Origin of the sequence: Streptomyces sp. NPDC048590, from assembly GCF_043199535.1 — a bacterium.
Lineage (GTDB): Bacteria > Actinomycetota > Actinomycetes > Streptomycetales > Streptomycetaceae > Streptomyces.
In genome coordinates this window covers 370,946-384,271 of record NZ_JBICWC010000008.1, presented here as the reverse complement: position 1 = coordinate 384,271, position 13,326 = coordinate 370,946, and the positions used below count along the sequence as shown (strand labels likewise).

The following is a 13,326-nucleotide window of genomic DNA, read 5'->3' as shown; positions in this document are numbered from 1 at the left end:
CCTGCCCCTTCCCACGTGTCCGCGGTCCCGGAGGGCGGGAGCGAGGGCGGACGCATGGCGGCGCCGGAGCTCCCGTGGTGTTCCGCCCGTGGCGGACGCGAGCGCTCGTTGCCGGCAGGAGCCGTGCCGGGCGTGTTCGCGTGCCAGGATCGGCGGCGTACGGAGCCCGACCGACCGGAAGGACACCATGCCCGCCTACGCCGTAGCGCACCTGCAGGAGGCAGCCCCGGCTGCCGAGATCGCCGAGTACATCGAGCGCGTCACCGCCACCTTCGAACCCCACGGCGGCCGGTTCCTCGTACACGCCGCGCAGCACGAGGTGAAGGAGGGCAGCTGGCCCGGGTTCGTCGTGGTGATCGGCTTCCCCGGGATCGCCGAGGCGCGAGCCTGGTGGGACTCGCCCGCGTACCGGGAGATCGCACCACTGCGCTCGCGGCACATCGAGGGCGACATCATCCTGGTCGAAGGCGTCCCCGACGGCTACGACGCGGCCGCCACCGCCAAGGCGATGCGAGACGCCCTGCCCGCCGAGTAGCCCCTGACCGAGGACGCTGCCGGAGTCCGGCGCCGTGCGCGGCCCGGACTCCGAGGGGGAACCGCCCTTCGCTCGGGCCGCCGGTGGCCGTACGCGTCGCGCCCGACGCGTCCACTCGCACCGCCGGCGGGCGAAGTCCCGGTCCCTGCGCGAGACGTGTCCCTCAGGCTGCCCCGCCGAGCAGATCGGCCAGGTCGTCGTCCAGGTCCAGGAAGGACGACTCGTCGCCCACCGGGACCAACTCCTGCGCACGCGCGAGGAAACGGCGCAGCTCGGCCGTCCGGACGTGCACCATGGCGATGCCCTCCAGCGCGTGGAACTCCAGCACCGTGCGGTCGTAACCGAAGGGGCGGACCCGGACGTCGCCGATCCCGGCGGGTGTGTCCATCCCGGTGGTGAGCAGCTCGCGGGAGAACTCCCAGGAAACTTCCGTGCCTTCGAGCGTCGCCGGACCGGGGAACGCCATGCGGACGGCGAACGGGTCGCTGCGGTCGTAGTGCAGGGTGGCGGGCAGAGTCTCCATACGCGGTGCGGACGCGACCATGCGGGCCTGCACGGACTGCTCGATAACGCTGGACAAGAACTGCTCCCTCTCGCCTCGGACAACGGTTCCCGGCATTGGAGTAGACGACGGAACGCGCCCATCCGTGCACTGGCGGAAGGAGTGAGCTGCGTCACCGCCCGCACCCTCCACCTGATCGACTGCCCCGAATCGCGCGGGGCACCCTGGACCGGCGGACACCCTCCGGGTTAGCTTCCAGCGCGATGAAGGCCCAGGGGGAGCGGCGCCGGAGGTGACACCCCGACTCCCCGGCGCGATCGCCGACTGCCGGATCGTCCGCGCGTACGCCCCGGACGCGGACGTGCGAGACCAGGTGGCCGCTCCTCGCGGGCGGCTCGGGAACCAAGGACGAAGGGACCGTTCGCCGTGACGGACGCTCATGAAGAGGAAGTTCTCGCCCGGATCGCGGAAGGGCTCGTCTACACGGAGTCGGAAGCCGGATTCCTGTCCCCTGAGCGACGGACGGACCAGATCTTCGAGTACAACCGGACGCCCCCGAGCCGGGAGGAGAGGCGCAGCGAGCTGCTTGCCGGAATCCTCGGCTCGGTCGGCGCCCGTCCGGTGCTGCTGGCGCCGTTCCACGCCGCGTTCGGCGGCAACGTGCACATCGGGGACGACTTCTTCGGCAACGTCAACCTCACGTTCGTCGACGACGTGGACATCCGCATAGGCGACGGAGTCATGATCGCTCCCAGCGTGACACTGACCACGACAGGGCACCCCGTCCACCCGTCGCGCCGGGTGGACTTCGGCCGGTTCTCCGAGCCGATCGTGATCGAGGACAAGGTGTGGATCGGCAGCAACGCGGTGATCCTGCCCGGTGTCCGCATCGGATACGGGTCGGTCATCGGCGCGGGCAGCGTCGTCAGCCGCAGCATCCCGCCCATGACCGTCGCCGTGGGGGCGCCGTGCCGGGTGGTCCGCGCCATCACGGACGACGACCTCACCACGCGTACGGCAGGGAACCCGCCCCGGCCCTGAACCGCTCAGGCGGGGGCTGCTGCCGGTACGGCGCGAGAGGCTCCGAGGTCTTCGTCGCGAGGAACTCGGTGATGCGGTACGCGCACACCTCGTGCGCCGCGAACGGATCGGAGGCGGCGATCCTCTCGATCTCGGCACGGTCGTCGCCCACGGCGAGGATCACTCCGCCGTCACGCGGGTTCTTGCGCCCGGAGGCGATGAACATCCCCGCCGCGTACTGCCCGTCCAGCCAGGCGACGTGCTCCGCCATGAGGGCGTCGACGTGCTCGACCGGTGCGGTGTAGGTCAACTCGAGTACGAACATGATCGCCAGGCTACCGCCGCCCTGCGGCGACCCGTGACCGACGCAGGGGTACGGCCGGCCCTGAGCTCGATCCCGGTCGCCCTTCGCACGTCGACGGTCCTCATATCGAGGTGATCCTGACGAGCTGATCGGGCACACTGGCTCGATGCGGGACGGTGATGAACAGCCTTTGTCCGGTGGCAACGTCAGTGATGGTGTCGTTCGCGTGGGCGACACTGTCCGCCGGCCAGCCGGACCATGGACTCCCGCTGTTCACGCCCTGCTTGCCCATCTGCACGAGGTGGGATTCGGTGCGGCGCCTCGTCCGCTCGGCATCGACGATCAGGGGCGCGAGGTCCTGAGCTTCATGCCGGGAGATGTGGTCTGGCCGGACCGGTTTCCGCTGATGGAACCCGCTCCTCAACTGGCCCGCGTGGCACGGCTGATCCGGGACTTCCATGACGCCGTGCAGGGCTTCACGCCGCCCACCGATGCGCGGTGGCAGGCGCTGATCCCCGCCGAGGGCAGTGACATCATCGCCCATAACGACCTGGCCCCCTGGAACCTCGTGGTCGCGGACGACGCGCGGTGGGCCCTCATCGACTGGGACGCCGCAGGTCCCGGCTCGCGCCTGTGGGATGTCGCGTACGCCATTCACGGGTTCATCCCGCTGTCCGCGCATCCGGACTGGCAGAGCCCGGACGCGGCGGACCGGCTGAGAGCCTTTGCCGACGCGTACGGTCTGGCTGAGTCCGAACGCCGTCGGTTGGTCCCTCTTCTTGGGCGCCGTACGCGTTCCATGCACGTCTTCTTGCGCGATCAGGCAGCCCAAGGGGCCCAGCCCTGGGCCAGGCTGTGGGCTGAAGGCCACGGCGACGCCTGGCGGAACGACGCCGAATACATCGAGCAACGCGAGGACCAGTGGTTGCGGGCTCTGCTCGCCGGCTGAGGCGCTGTCCGCCGTCGTCCTAGACTGACCGGTCATGACGATCTTCCGGATGCCCGCCGACGAGGCCGAAGCCCGCGCGGTTCAGGACGAGTTGCGCGGGCGGGTGGTCCTCGACGAGTCCGGGCCCGCACCCGGGACCGGGCGGGTCACCGGGGTCGACGTCGCCTACGACGACGCGAGGGACCTGGTCGTCGCCGCGGCTGTGGTGCTGGACGGTGCGACCCTGGAAGTGGTCGCCGAGTCCACGGCGCAGGGCCGCGTGACCTTCCCGTACATCCCCGGCCTCCTGGCCTTCCGTGAGCTGCCGACCGTGCTCGCGGCGCTGGAGCGGCTTCCGGTCGATCCCGGGCTCGTGGTCTGTGACGGCTACGGACAGGCCCATCCACGGAGGTTCGGGCTCGCCAGCCACCTCGGCGTGCTCACCGGGCTGCCGGTCATCGGCGTCGCCAAGAACCCGTTCACCTTCCGCTACGACGAGCCCGGTCCCGCACGAGGCGACTCCAGCCCCCTCCTGGACGGGGACGAGGAGGTGGGCCGGGCGCTGCGCACCCGGCACGCGACCAAGCCCGTGTTCGTGTCCGTCGGCCACCGCACGGATCTGGACAACGCCTGCGCCCAGACGCTCGCCCTGGCGCGCGACTTCCGTCAGCCGGAGACCACCCGCAGGGCGGACGCCCTGTGCCGCTCCGCCCTGCGGGCCGCGACCGGCTGAACGGGCCGCCCCCGATCTGTTGCGAACTGAGTACATGCACGGATGTTGTTCGTCGAACATCAGGGGCAGGCTGGTACGCATGATCGACCACAACACTCCTCGGATGAGCACCGGAACCGTACGTCTCTCCCAGCGCGGCGTCGCCGTCGGCATGACCCTGGGCGTCCTCGCGGGAGGCGCTTGGACGGTGTCGATGGTCGTCACGCTGGCGTCCTGGATGTTCTGACCCGCGTCCGTGCTCCGGGGTCGGGGTCAGCGCACCGCCGCCACCCGGAAGCGCAGCCCCGCCGCCTGGAGCCGCTCCAGCAGCGCGTCGCCCATCGCCACCGCGGTCGTGACCTGTCCCGAGGTCGCCGGAAGGTCGTCGAGGGCGAGCGAAAGGGCGGCCTCGGCCAGCATCTTCGCCGTCTCGTCGTAGCCGGGATCGCCGCCCGACACCTCGGTGAGGACGCGCCGTCCGCCGCCCTCGCCGATGAAGCGGACCGTGAACCAGCTGCGCCGCCTGCGCTGTTCGTCCGGGCCCGTCCCGGGCTCTACACGGGCCGAGAGCCAGTCCCGGGCGGCGGGGATCTGGGCGGCGCCCGCCAGCAGTCCCACGGCCGTCACTCCGCCCAGGGCTACCGGGAGGTGCTTCACCGAGGCGAAGTGCCGGTAGCGGAAATCGGGCCCGTAGCGCTCAAGGGCCCGCGCCGACCGTTCGACGACGCGGGGGTCAAGGGTCGGCAGCGGCAGCGCCCAGGTGCCGGTCCCGGCGCTGAAGTGCGGTGATCCCTGCGGGGCCCTGGCCCGCCGGCCGACGGTGCGGGGTTCGTGCAGACGCCGTTCCCGCGCGGCCCGCAGCATCTGGGGCCCACGCCCCATCGCGGTGAGGGCCGACGCGAACGTCCCCCCGGAGAAGACCGCGTTGGTGCGGACGTAGCCGTCGACGGTCAGCGGAACGCCCTCGGGGAGCTGCAGGACGGTGAAGTAGGCGCCGAGGTCGTGGGGGACGGAGTCGAAACCGCAGGCGTGGACGAGCCGGGCACCCGTCTCACGGGCCCGGCCGTCGTGCTCCAGGTACATCCGGTCGACGAACTCCGCCTCCCCGGTGAGGTCGGTGTAGTCCGTCCCCGCCTCGGCGCACGCGGCGACCAGCTTCTCGCCGTACCAGACGTACGGTCCCACCGTCGAGGCCACCACGTGCGTGGACTCCGCGAGTTCGCGCAGGGAGCCCGCGTCGTCGGCGTCGGCAGTGACGAGGGGGACGTCGGCGCAGTGCGGGTGCTCCGAGGCGAGGCGCGCGCGCAGCCGTTCGAGCTTGGAGAGGCTCCGGCCGGCCAGGGCCCAGCGGCAGCCCTCGGGCGCGTGCTCGGCCAGGTAGGCGGCGGTGAGCGCCCCCACGAAACCGGTGGCTCCGAAAAGGATGACGTCGTAAGGGCGTTCCGCCCCGTTCTGCCTGTTCATGCGTGCCTCCGCGGGGCCGGGCGTCGATGTGGCAGGCAGAGGTTAACCGAGGCGATCGTGGCGCCGTACGGCCGGGCGCCCCGCGGTGCGAGAGTATCGATCGCGAAGAACTAAGCGCTTGCTCGGCCAAAAGGGTTGTGTGGAGCGCGGTCCGTTCTTAGCATCATCGATGTTACATCAGTTGTGTCACACCGCTGGGGGCTTGATGGCAACGACAGGACAGGGGCCGCAGGGTCCGCTGACCGGGGTGCGCGTCGTCGAACTGGCGGGAATCGGCCCCGGGCCGTTCGCCGCCATGCTCCTCGCCGACCTGGGTGCCGACGTCGTCCGCGTCGACCGTCCCGGGGGCTCCGTGATCGGGATCGAACCGGCCTTCGACCTCACCAACCGCAACAAGAGGTCGGTCCTGATCGACCTCAAGACCGAGGACGGCGCCGGGAAGGTGCTCGACCTCGTCGAGCGGGCCGACGTCCTGATCGAGGGGTACCGGCCGGGCGTCGCGGAACGGCTGGGCGTGGGTCCCGAAGCGTGTCTGGGACGCAATCCCCGGCTCGTATACGGGCGGATGACCGGGTGGGGCCAGGACGGACCGCTCGCCGACCGGGCCGGACACGACATCGGCTACATCGCCCTCAGCGGCACCCTCTCCATGATCGGAAGATCCGCGGAGCCGCCCGCCCTCCCCGCCAACCTGCTGGGCGACTTCGCGGGTGGCTCGCTCTACCTCGTCGTCGGGGTGCTCGCGGCGCTTCAGCACGCCCGCACACCGGGAGGCGCCGGGCAGGTCGTCGACGCCGCGATCGTGGACGGCGCCGCCCATCTCGCCACGATGATCCACGGCATGCTGGCCGCCGGCAGCTGGCAGGACCGGCGGGGCGTCAACCTTCTCGACGGAGGCTGCCCCTTCTACGGCAGCTACGAGACGTCCGACGGGCAGTACATGGCCGTCGGGGCACTGGAGCCCCGCTTCTACGAGGAGTTCGCGGGGCTCCTCGGGCTGGGGGACGAGGCTCCCGACCGCAACGACCCGGCCCGCTGGGAGGAGCTGCGTGCCCTCGTGGCCGACCGGTTCAGCACCCGCACACGCGCCGAGTGGACCGAGGTCTTCGAGGGGACGGACGCCTGCGTGTCCCCCGTGCTCTCGCTCCGTGAGGCCCCACGGCACCCCCATCTCGCCGCGCGTTCCACCTACGTGGAACACAGCGGCCTCACCCAGCCCGCACCCGCGCCCCGCTTCTCGGCGACGCCGGTCTCCGTGAGGACCGGGCCCGCGTTGCCCGGCGCCGACACCGAGTCCGTCGCCGCCGACTGGGACCTGCCGGGCCTGCGTGCCACCGGGAAGGAAACGACAGGCTGATGGAACTCTCCCTGCCGCTGAACTACGCGGGCGACCCGCGTGCCGCCTGCGACGAGGTCGCCGCACTCGAGTCCGCCGGGCTCGACGCCGTCTGGGTCGCGGAGGCGTACGGCTTCGACTCACCCACCCTCATGGGATATCTCGCCGCGAGGACCGAGCGGATGAAGATCGGTGCGGCGATCCTCAACGTCTACTCCCGCACCCCCGCCCTGATCGCCCAGACCGGTGCCGGGCTGGACGCCGTCTCCGGCGGCCGCGCCCTGCTCGGACTCGGCGCCTCGGGCCCGCAGGTGGTGGAGGGCTGGCACGGCAAGCCCTACGACAAGCCGCTCGGCCGCACCCGCGAGACCGTCGAACTCTGCCGGCGGATCTGGCGCCGAGAGGTCATCGACCACCACGGCATCACCGACATGCCGCTGCCGAAGGAGAAGGGCGGCAAGCTGGGCAAGCCGCTGAAGATCCTCACCCGGCCGGTCCGGGACACCATCCCGCTGTACGTGGCCTCCCTCGGCCCCGCCAATGTGCGGCTGACCGCGGAGATCGCCGACGGCTGGCTTCCCACGCTCTACATCCCGGAGAAGGCCGCCCAGGTCTGGGGAGGCGCCCTGGCCGAAGGGACCGCGAAGCGGGACCCGGCACTCGGCCCGCTGCAGACCGTGGCGGGAGGCATGCTGGCCATCGGCGACGACGCGGCCGCGCTCAGGGACCTCGCCCGCCCGCAGATCGCGCTCTACGTCGGCGGCATGGGCGCACCCGGCAAGAACTTCTACAACGACCTCGCGGTCGCCTACGGATACGAGAAGGACGCCGCCCTCATCCAGGAGCTCTACCTCTCCGGGAAGAAGAAGGAGGCCGAGGCGGCCGTACCGGCCGAGTTCTGCGAACTGATGACGCTCTGCGGACCCGAGGGCTACGTACGCGACCGTATCGAGGCCTTCCGCGAGGCCGGCGTCACCATGCTCAACGTGACCCCCATCGGCGGCGACCCGGCGCGGCTCATCTCCACCGTCAAGAACTGGCTCCAGGGGGCTTGAAGTGCAGCGGCAGATCTTCACCGACGAGCACGACGCGTTCCGAGAGACCGTCCGCACCTTCCTGGCCAAGGAGGTCCTCCCGCACTACGAGCAGTGGGAGAAGGACGGCATCGTCTCCCGCGAGGCCTGGCGCGCGGCCGGCCGGCAGGGACTGCTCGGTCTCGCCGTACCCGAGGAGTACGGCGGCGGAGGCAACCCCGACTTCCGATACAGCGCGGTACTCGCGGAGGAGTTCACCCGGGCCGGGGTGTCAGGCCTGGCGCTCGGCCTGCACAACGACATCATCGGCCCCTACCTCACCGGTCTGGGCACCGAGGAGCAGAAGCGCCGCTGGCTGCCGGGGTTCTGCGGCGGGGAGATCATCACCGCCATCGCCATGACGGAACCCGGAGCCGGCTCCGACCTCCAGGGCATCCGCACCTCCGCGGAGGACAAGGGCGACCACTGGCTCCTGAACGGCTCGAAGACCTTCATCTCCAACGGCATCCTCGCCGACCTCGTGATCGTCGTGGCGAAGACCTCACCCGAAGGCGGCGCGAAGGGACTCTCGCTGCTCGTCGTCGAGCGTGGCGCCGAAGGCTTCGAGCGGGGACGCAACCTCGACAAGATCGGGCAGAAGTCCCAGGACACCGCCGAGCTCTTCTTCAACGACGTGCGTGTGCCCAAGGAGAATCTCCTCGGGGAACTCGACGGCGCCTTCATCCACCTGATGACCAACCTGGCCCAGGAACGCATGGGCATAGCGGTCGCCGGGATCGCCGCGGCCGAACACCTCCTCGAGATCACCACCACGTATGTCAAGGAGCGTGAGGCCTTCGGACGCCCGCTCTCCAAGCTCCAGCACATCCGCTTCGAGATCGCGGAGATGGCCACCGAGTGCGCCGTCACCCGGACCTTCCTCGACCGCTGCATCGTCGACCACTCCGAGGGCACCCTCGACGCCGTCCACGCCTCCATGGCCAAGTGGTGGGCCACCGAACTGCAGAAGCGCGTCGCCGACCGATGCCTCCAACTTCACGGCGGCTACGGCTACATGACCGAGTACAGGGTCGCGAAGGCCTTCACCGACGGCCGTATCCAGACCATCTACGGCGGAACGACCGAGATCATGAAGGAGATCATCGGCCGCTCGCTGCTCGCCTGACCTCCCGCCCAGCACCGACCCCGAAAGGCAGCTGCCTTGAGTACCGAAGCATTCGTCTACGACGCGATCCGCACCCCGCGCGGCCGCGGCAAGGCCAACGGCGCCCTGCACGGCACCAAGCCGATCGACCTCGTCGTCGGTCTCATCCACGAGATCCGCGACCGCTTCCCCGGCCTCGACCCTGCGGCCATCGACGACATCGTGCTCGGCGTGGTCAGCCCGCTCGGCGACCAGGGCTCCGACATCGCCCGTATCGCCGCCATCGCCGCCGGACTTCCCGACACCGTGGCCGGTGTGCAGGAGAACCGCTTCTGCGCCTCCGGCCTCGAAGCGGTCAACCTCGCCGCCGCGAAGGTACGTTCGGGCTGGGAGGACCTCGTCCTCGCCGGAGGCGTCGAGTCGATGTCCCGTGTGCCGATGGGCTCCGACGGCGGTGCCTGGGCCATGGACCCGATGACCAGCTTCGAGACCGGTTTCGCGCCCCAGGGCATCGGCGCCGACCTCATCGCCACCATCGAGGGCTTCTCACGGCGCGACGTCGACGAGTACGCCGCCCTCTCCCAGGAGCGGGCCGCCGTCGCCTGGAAGGAGGAGCGCTTCTCACGGTCCGTCGTCCCGGTCAGGGACCGCAACGGCCTGCTCGTCCTCGACCACGACGAGCACATGCGCCCCGGCACCACCGCCGACTCCCTGGCCGCCCTCAAGCCCTCGTTCGCCGCGATCGGCGAGATGGGCGGCTTCGACGCCGTGGCCCTCCAGAAGTACCACTGGGTCGAGAAGATCGACCACGTCCACCACGCGGGCAACTCCTCCGGGATCGTCGACGGGGCCGCCCTGGTCGCCATCGGTTCCAAGGCGACCGGCGAGCGATACGGCCTCACGCCGCGCGCCCGCATCGTCTCGGCCGCCGTCTCCGGATCCGAGCCGACCATCATGCTCACCGGGCCGGCCCCCGCCACCCGCAAGGCACTGGCCAAGGCCGGGCTCACCATCGACGACATCGACCTCGTCGAGATCAACGAGGCCTTCGCCGGCGTCGTCCTGCGCTTCGTCAAGGACATGGGCATCTCCCTCGACAAGGTCAACGTCAACGGCGGCGCCATCGCGCTCGGCCACCCGCTCGGCGCGACCGGCGCGATGATCCTCGGCACCCTCGTCGACGAACTGGAACGCCAGGACAAGCGCTACGGCCTCGCCACCCTCTGCGTCGGAGGCGGCATGGGCGTCGCCACCGTCATCGAGCGTCTCTGACCGTTCCCCCTCTCACACGGAGATACACGAATGACCGAGAGCACGACCATCCGCTGGGAACAGGACGAGACCGGCGTCGTCACCCTCGTACTGGACGACCCCAACCAGTCCGCCAACACCATGAACCAGGCCTTCCGCGACTCCATCGCGGCCGTCGCCGACCGCGCGGAGGCCGAGAAGGACTCCATCCGCGGCATCATCTACACCTCCGCCAAGAAGACCTTCTTCGCCGGCGGCGACCTCAAGGACATGATCCGGATCGGTCCGGACAACGCCCAGGCCGCCTTCGACGCCGGAACCTCCATCAAGCGGTCGCTCCGCCGCATCGAGACCCTCGGCAAGCCCGTCGTCGCGGCCATCAACGGCGCCGCACTCGGCGGCGGCTACGAGATCGCGCTGGCCGCCCACCACCGCGTCGCCCTGGACAACCCGGCGACCCGGATCGGCCTGCCCGAGGTGACCCTCGGCCTGCTCCCCGCAGGAGGCGGAGTCACCCGCACCGTACGGCTGATGGGTATCGCCGACGCGCTGCTCAAGGTCCTCCTCCAGGGGACCCAGTACACACCCGGCCGGGCGCTGGAGAACGGGCTGATCCATGAGGTCGCCGCGTCCCGCGAGGAGATGCTCGACAAGGCCCGCGCCTTCATCGACGCCCATCCCGAGTCCCAGCAGCCCTGGGACGTCAAGGGCTACCGGATCCCCGGCGGCACCCCGTCCAACCCGAAGTTCGCGGCCAACCTGCCCGCCTTCCCGGCCAACCTGAAGAAGCAGCTCGCGGGCGCGCCCATGCCCGCGCCCCGCAACATCATGGCCGCGGCGGTCGAGGGGTCCCAGGTCGACTTCGAGACCGCCCAGACCATCGAGGCGCGGTACTTCACCGAGCTGGTCACCGGCCAGGTCGCGAAGAACATGATCCAGGCGTTCTTCTTCGATCTCCAGGCCGTCAACTCCGGCGCCAGCCGCCCCGAGGGCATCGAGGAACGCCCGGTCCGCAAGGTCGCCGTGCTCGGCGCCGGGATGATGGGGGCCGGCATCGCCTACTCCTGCGCCCGCGCCGGTATCGACGTCGTACTGAAGGACGTCTCCACCGAGGCCGCGGCCAAGGGCAAGGCCTACAGCGAGAAGCTCCTCGCCAAGGCGCTCTCCCGGGGACGCATCACCGAGGCGAAGCGGGACGAACTGCTGGCCCGCATCACCCCGACCGGCGACCCGGCCGACCTCGCGGGCTGCGACGCCGTGATCGAGGCGGTCTTCGAGGACACCGCCCTCAAGCACAAGGTCTTCCAGGAGATCCAGGGCGTCGTCGAGCCCGACGCCCTGCTCTGCTCCAACACCTCCACGCTCCCCATCACCGTGCTGGCCGAGGGCGTCGAGCGGCCGGTGGACTTCATCGGGCTGCACTTCTTCTCACCCGTGGACAAGATGCCACTCGTCGAGATCATCAAGGGTGAGAAGACCGGCGACGAGGCGCTCGCCCGCGCGTTCGACCTGGTGCGCAGGATCAAGAAGACCCCGATCGTCGTCAACGACTCCCGTGGCTTCTTCACCTCGCGTGTCATCGGCCACTTCATCAACGAGGGCGTCGCCATGGTCGGCGAGGGCGTCGAGCCCGCGTCGGTCGAGCAGGCGGCGGCACAGGCCGGCTACCCGGCGAAGGTGCTCTCCCTCATGGACGAGCTGACCCTCACCCTGCCGCGCAAGATTCGCAACGAGACCCGTCGCGCGGTCGAGGAGGCCGGAGGAACCTGGGTCACGCACCCGGCGGACGCGGTGATCGACCGGATGGTCGACGAGTTCGGGCGGCCCGGTCGCAGCGGTGGCGCGGGGTTCTACGAGTACGGCGAGGACGGGTCCCGGGGCTCGCTGTGGCCGGGTCTGCGTGAGCACTTCACCGAGCCGGGGACCGAGATCCCGTTCGAGGACATGAAGGAGCGGATGCTCTTCTCCGAGGCGCTGGACAGCGTCCGCTGCCTGGAGGAGAACGTCCTCACGACCGTCGCCGACGCCAACATCGGCTCCATCATGGGCATCGGCTTCCCCGCCTGGACCGGGGGAGTGCTCCAGTACATCAACGGCTACGAGGGCGGACTGCCCGGTTTCGTGGCACGCGCCCAGCAGCTCGCGGAGCGCTACGGGGACCGCTTCAAGCCGTCCGCCCTCCTGCTGGAGAAGGCCGAGAAGGGCGAGACCTTCCACGACTGACGGCAGTACCGCGGGCCGTGTTCACCGCTCCTCGTCCCTGGTGAACGCGGCCCGCAGCTCCTCCTTCAACGAGCGCTGGAAGGCGGTCAGCAGAGCCTGGAGCACCATCGGCTGCATGTGGACCGAGAGCGACTTCATCGCCTTCACGTGTTCGGGGTCCGACTCCCTCTCCCGGTAGGGACCCCACACCTCGTCCCGGAACAGCCGGGTCAGTTCGTGCGCGGCGGAGCGGGTGTGTTCCAGCAGGACCGTGCGCGCCGCCAGGATCGTCTCGTGCGCGATCGGCACCTCCAGGAGCTCCACCCCGAGCCGGAGCAGACCGGGGTCCACCTGGAAGGGGTCGCCGGGTGTCCCGGGACGCTCCAGCACGCCCATCGCGGCCAGCCGGTCCACGTCCTGCTCGCTGAGAGGCCTTCCCGCCCGGCGCTCCAGTTCCGCCCGCTCCATCCCCTCCGCCGAGTCCGGCGCCCATGAGGCCACCAGGGCGCGGTGGATCGCCAGATCCTGTGCACTCAGGTCGGGCGGCAGCTGCTGGAGGTAGCGCTCGATGGCTGCCAGCGTCATGCCCTGGTGCTGGAGTTCCTCGATGAGGGCGAGCCGCGACAGGTGGTCGTGCCCGTAACGCCCCACCCGCCGGGGGCCGATGACCGGGGGCGGCAGCAACCCCCTGGTGCTGTAGAAGCGCACGGTGCGTACGGTGACTCCCGCACGTGCCGCCAGTTCGTCGACCGTCAGTGCCGGATCATCCGTCCCGGTCGCCATGTCCACTCCTCGTTGCCGGGGTGACCGCCGGTCGTACCGGCGATCGCCTGCTCCGTGCTCTTCCCAGGACCGTCCGCCCGTGTGCCGTGCCTCGGTCAGGTGGAACAGTAT

14 protein-coding genes are annotated in these 13,326 nt (G+C 70.4%); 10 read left to right on the top strand and 4 right to left on the bottom strand.

Features of this window, described 5'->3' with window-relative positions; genetic code table 11:
* Nucleotides 1–187 precede the first annotated feature (187 nt).
* Complete coding sequence (locus ACGFNN_RS24655; protein WP_393558986.1) at nucleotides 188–535, top strand: DUF1330 domain-containing protein; 348 nt, start codon at nucleotides 188–190, stop codon at nucleotides 533–535.
* Nucleotides 536–698: 163 nt separating this feature from the next.
* On the opposite strand, the gene ACGFNN_RS24650 is transcribed toward ACGFNN_RS24655, so the two are convergent.
* A complete protein-coding gene (locus tag ACGFNN_RS24650; RefSeq protein ID WP_393558985.1) occupies nucleotides 699–1,115 on the bottom strand; it encodes an SsgA family sporulation/cell division regulator in 417 nt (138 codons plus the stop codon).
* Between the two features lie 348 nt (nucleotides 1,116–1,463).
* Between ACGFNN_RS24650 and ACGFNN_RS24645 the strand changes: the two genes are divergently transcribed.
* The gene (locus tag ACGFNN_RS24645; RefSeq protein ID WP_393558983.1) at nucleotides 1,464–2,078 is read left to right on the top strand and encodes a sugar O-acetyltransferase; all 615 of its coding nucleotides are present in this window, start codon (nucleotides 1,464–1,466) and stop codon (nucleotides 2,076–2,078) included.
* Here the strand turns inward: ACGFNN_RS24645 and ACGFNN_RS24640 are convergent.
* Nucleotides 2,041–2,382, bottom strand: a complete 342-nt coding sequence (locus tag ACGFNN_RS24640; protein ID WP_393558981.1) for a YciI family protein — start codon at nucleotides 2,380–2,382, stop codon at nucleotides 2,041–2,043. The genes ACGFNN_RS24645 and ACGFNN_RS24640 overlap by 38 nt on opposite strands.
* Nucleotides 2,383–2,527: 145 nt before the next feature.
* Between ACGFNN_RS24640 and ACGFNN_RS24635 the strand changes: the two genes are divergently transcribed.
* From ACGFNN_RS24635 to mmpA, 3 genes are all read left to right on the top strand, one after another.
* A complete protein-coding gene (locus ACGFNN_RS24635; RefSeq protein ID WP_393558980.1) occupies nucleotides 2,528–3,310 on the top strand; it encodes a phosphotransferase enzyme family protein in 783 nt (260 codons plus the stop codon).
* Nucleotides 3,311–3,344: 34 nt separating this feature from the next.
* On the top strand, nucleotides 3,345–4,022 hold the full coding sequence (locus ACGFNN_RS24630; protein WP_393558978.1) for an endonuclease V: 678 nt from the start codon (nucleotides 3,345–3,347) through the stop codon (nucleotides 4,020–4,022).
* Between the two features lie 79 nt (nucleotides 4,023–4,101).
* Nucleotides 4,102–4,248 carry a morphogenic membrane protein MmpA gene (gene mmpA, locus ACGFNN_RS24625; RefSeq protein ID WP_393558976.1) on the top strand — a complete coding sequence of 49 codons (147 nt, stop codon included), beginning with the start codon at nucleotides 4,102–4,104 and terminating at the stop codon, nucleotides 4,246–4,248.
* Nucleotides 4,249–4,274: 26 nt separating this feature from the next.
* Here mmpA and ACGFNN_RS24620 read toward each other — a convergent pair whose 3' ends face one another.
* Nucleotides 4,275–5,465, bottom strand: a complete 1,191-nt coding sequence (locus ACGFNN_RS24620; protein WP_393558974.1) for a saccharopine dehydrogenase family protein — start codon at nucleotides 5,463–5,465, stop codon at nucleotides 4,275–4,277.
* A gap of 205 nt (nucleotides 5,466–5,670) precedes the next feature.
* Here ACGFNN_RS24620 and ACGFNN_RS24615 point away from each other — a divergent pair, with 205 nt between their 5' ends.
* Genes ACGFNN_RS24615 through ACGFNN_RS24595 form a run of 5 tightly spaced genes read left to right on the top strand, consistent with a single transcriptional unit; the run spans nucleotide 5,671 to nucleotide 12,453 of the window.
* Complete coding sequence (locus ACGFNN_RS24615) at nucleotides 5,671–6,822, top strand: CaiB/BaiF CoA transferase family protein (protein WP_393558972.1); 1,152 nt, start codon at nucleotides 5,671–5,673, stop codon at nucleotides 6,820–6,822.
* Nucleotides 6,822–7,856 carry an LLM class F420-dependent oxidoreductase gene (locus tag ACGFNN_RS24610; protein ID WP_393558970.1) on the top strand — a complete coding sequence of 345 codons (1,035 nt, stop codon included), beginning with the start codon at nucleotides 6,822–6,824 and terminating at the stop codon, nucleotides 7,854–7,856. The genes ACGFNN_RS24615 and ACGFNN_RS24610 overlap by 1 nt, the downstream gene beginning before the upstream one ends.
* Before the next feature lies 1 nt (nucleotide 7,857).
* Nucleotides 7,858–9,000 carry an acyl-CoA dehydrogenase family protein gene (locus ACGFNN_RS24605; RefSeq protein ID WP_393558968.1) on the top strand — a complete coding sequence of 381 codons (1,143 nt, stop codon included), beginning with the start codon at nucleotides 7,858–7,860 and terminating at the stop codon, nucleotides 8,998–9,000.
* Nucleotides 9,001–9,036: 36 nt separating this feature from the next.
* Nucleotides 9,037–10,251, top strand: a complete 1,215-nt coding sequence (locus ACGFNN_RS24600) for an acetyl-CoA C-acetyltransferase (protein ID WP_362671657.1) — start codon at nucleotides 9,037–9,039, stop codon at nucleotides 10,249–10,251.
* Between the two features lie 30 nt (nucleotides 10,252–10,281).
* Complete coding sequence (locus tag ACGFNN_RS24595) at nucleotides 10,282–12,453, top strand: 3-hydroxyacyl-CoA dehydrogenase NAD-binding domain-containing protein (RefSeq protein WP_393558966.1); 2,172 nt, start codon at nucleotides 10,282–10,284, stop codon at nucleotides 12,451–12,453.
* A gap of 21 nt (nucleotides 12,454–12,474) precedes the next feature.
* Here the strand turns inward: ACGFNN_RS24595 and ACGFNN_RS24590 are convergent, their stop codons facing one another.
* Nucleotides 12,475–13,215, bottom strand: coding sequence for a MerR family transcriptional regulator (locus tag ACGFNN_RS24590; RefSeq protein ID WP_362550135.1), 741 nt, complete (start codon nucleotides 13,213–13,215; stop codon nucleotides 12,475–12,477).
* Between the last annotated feature and the right edge of the window lie 111 nt (nucleotides 13,216–13,326).

Coding starts and splice junctions, on each gene's coding strand:
- ACGFNN_RS24655 (WP_393558986.1), top strand. CDS start 188: ATGCCCGCCTACGCCGTAGCGCACCTGCAGGAGGCAGCCCCGGCTGCC.
- ACGFNN_RS24640 (WP_393558981.1), bottom strand. CDS start 2,382: ATGTTCGTACTCGAGTTGACCTACACCGCACCGGTCGAGCACGTCGAC.
- ACGFNN_RS24635 (WP_393558980.1), top strand. CDS start 2,528: ATGCGGGACGGTGATGAACAGCCTTTGTCCGGTGGCAACGTCAGTGAT.
- ACGFNN_RS24630 (WP_393558978.1), top strand. CDS start 3,345: ATGACGATCTTCCGGATGCCCGCCGACGAGGCCGAAGCCCGCGCGGTT.
- mmpA (WP_393558976.1), top strand. CDS start 4,102: ATGATCGACCACAACACTCCTCGGATGAGCACCGGAACCGTACGTCTC.
- ACGFNN_RS24620 (WP_393558974.1), bottom strand. CDS start 5,465: ATGAACAGGCAGAACGGGGCGGAACGCCCTTACGACGTCATCCTTTTC.
- ACGFNN_RS24615 (WP_393558972.1), top strand. CDS start 5,671: ATGGCAACGACAGGACAGGGGCCGCAGGGTCCGCTGACCGGGGTGCGC.
- ACGFNN_RS24610 (WP_393558970.1), top strand. CDS start 6,822: ATGGAACTCTCCCTGCCGCTGAACTACGCGGGCGACCCGCGTGCCGCC.
- ACGFNN_RS24595 (WP_393558966.1), top strand. CDS start 10,282: ATGACCGAGAGCACGACCATCCGCTGGGAACAGGACGAGACCGGCGTC.
- ACGFNN_RS24590 (WP_362550135.1), bottom strand. CDS start 13,215: ATGGCGACCGGGACGGATGATCCGGCACTGACGGTCGACGAACTGGCG.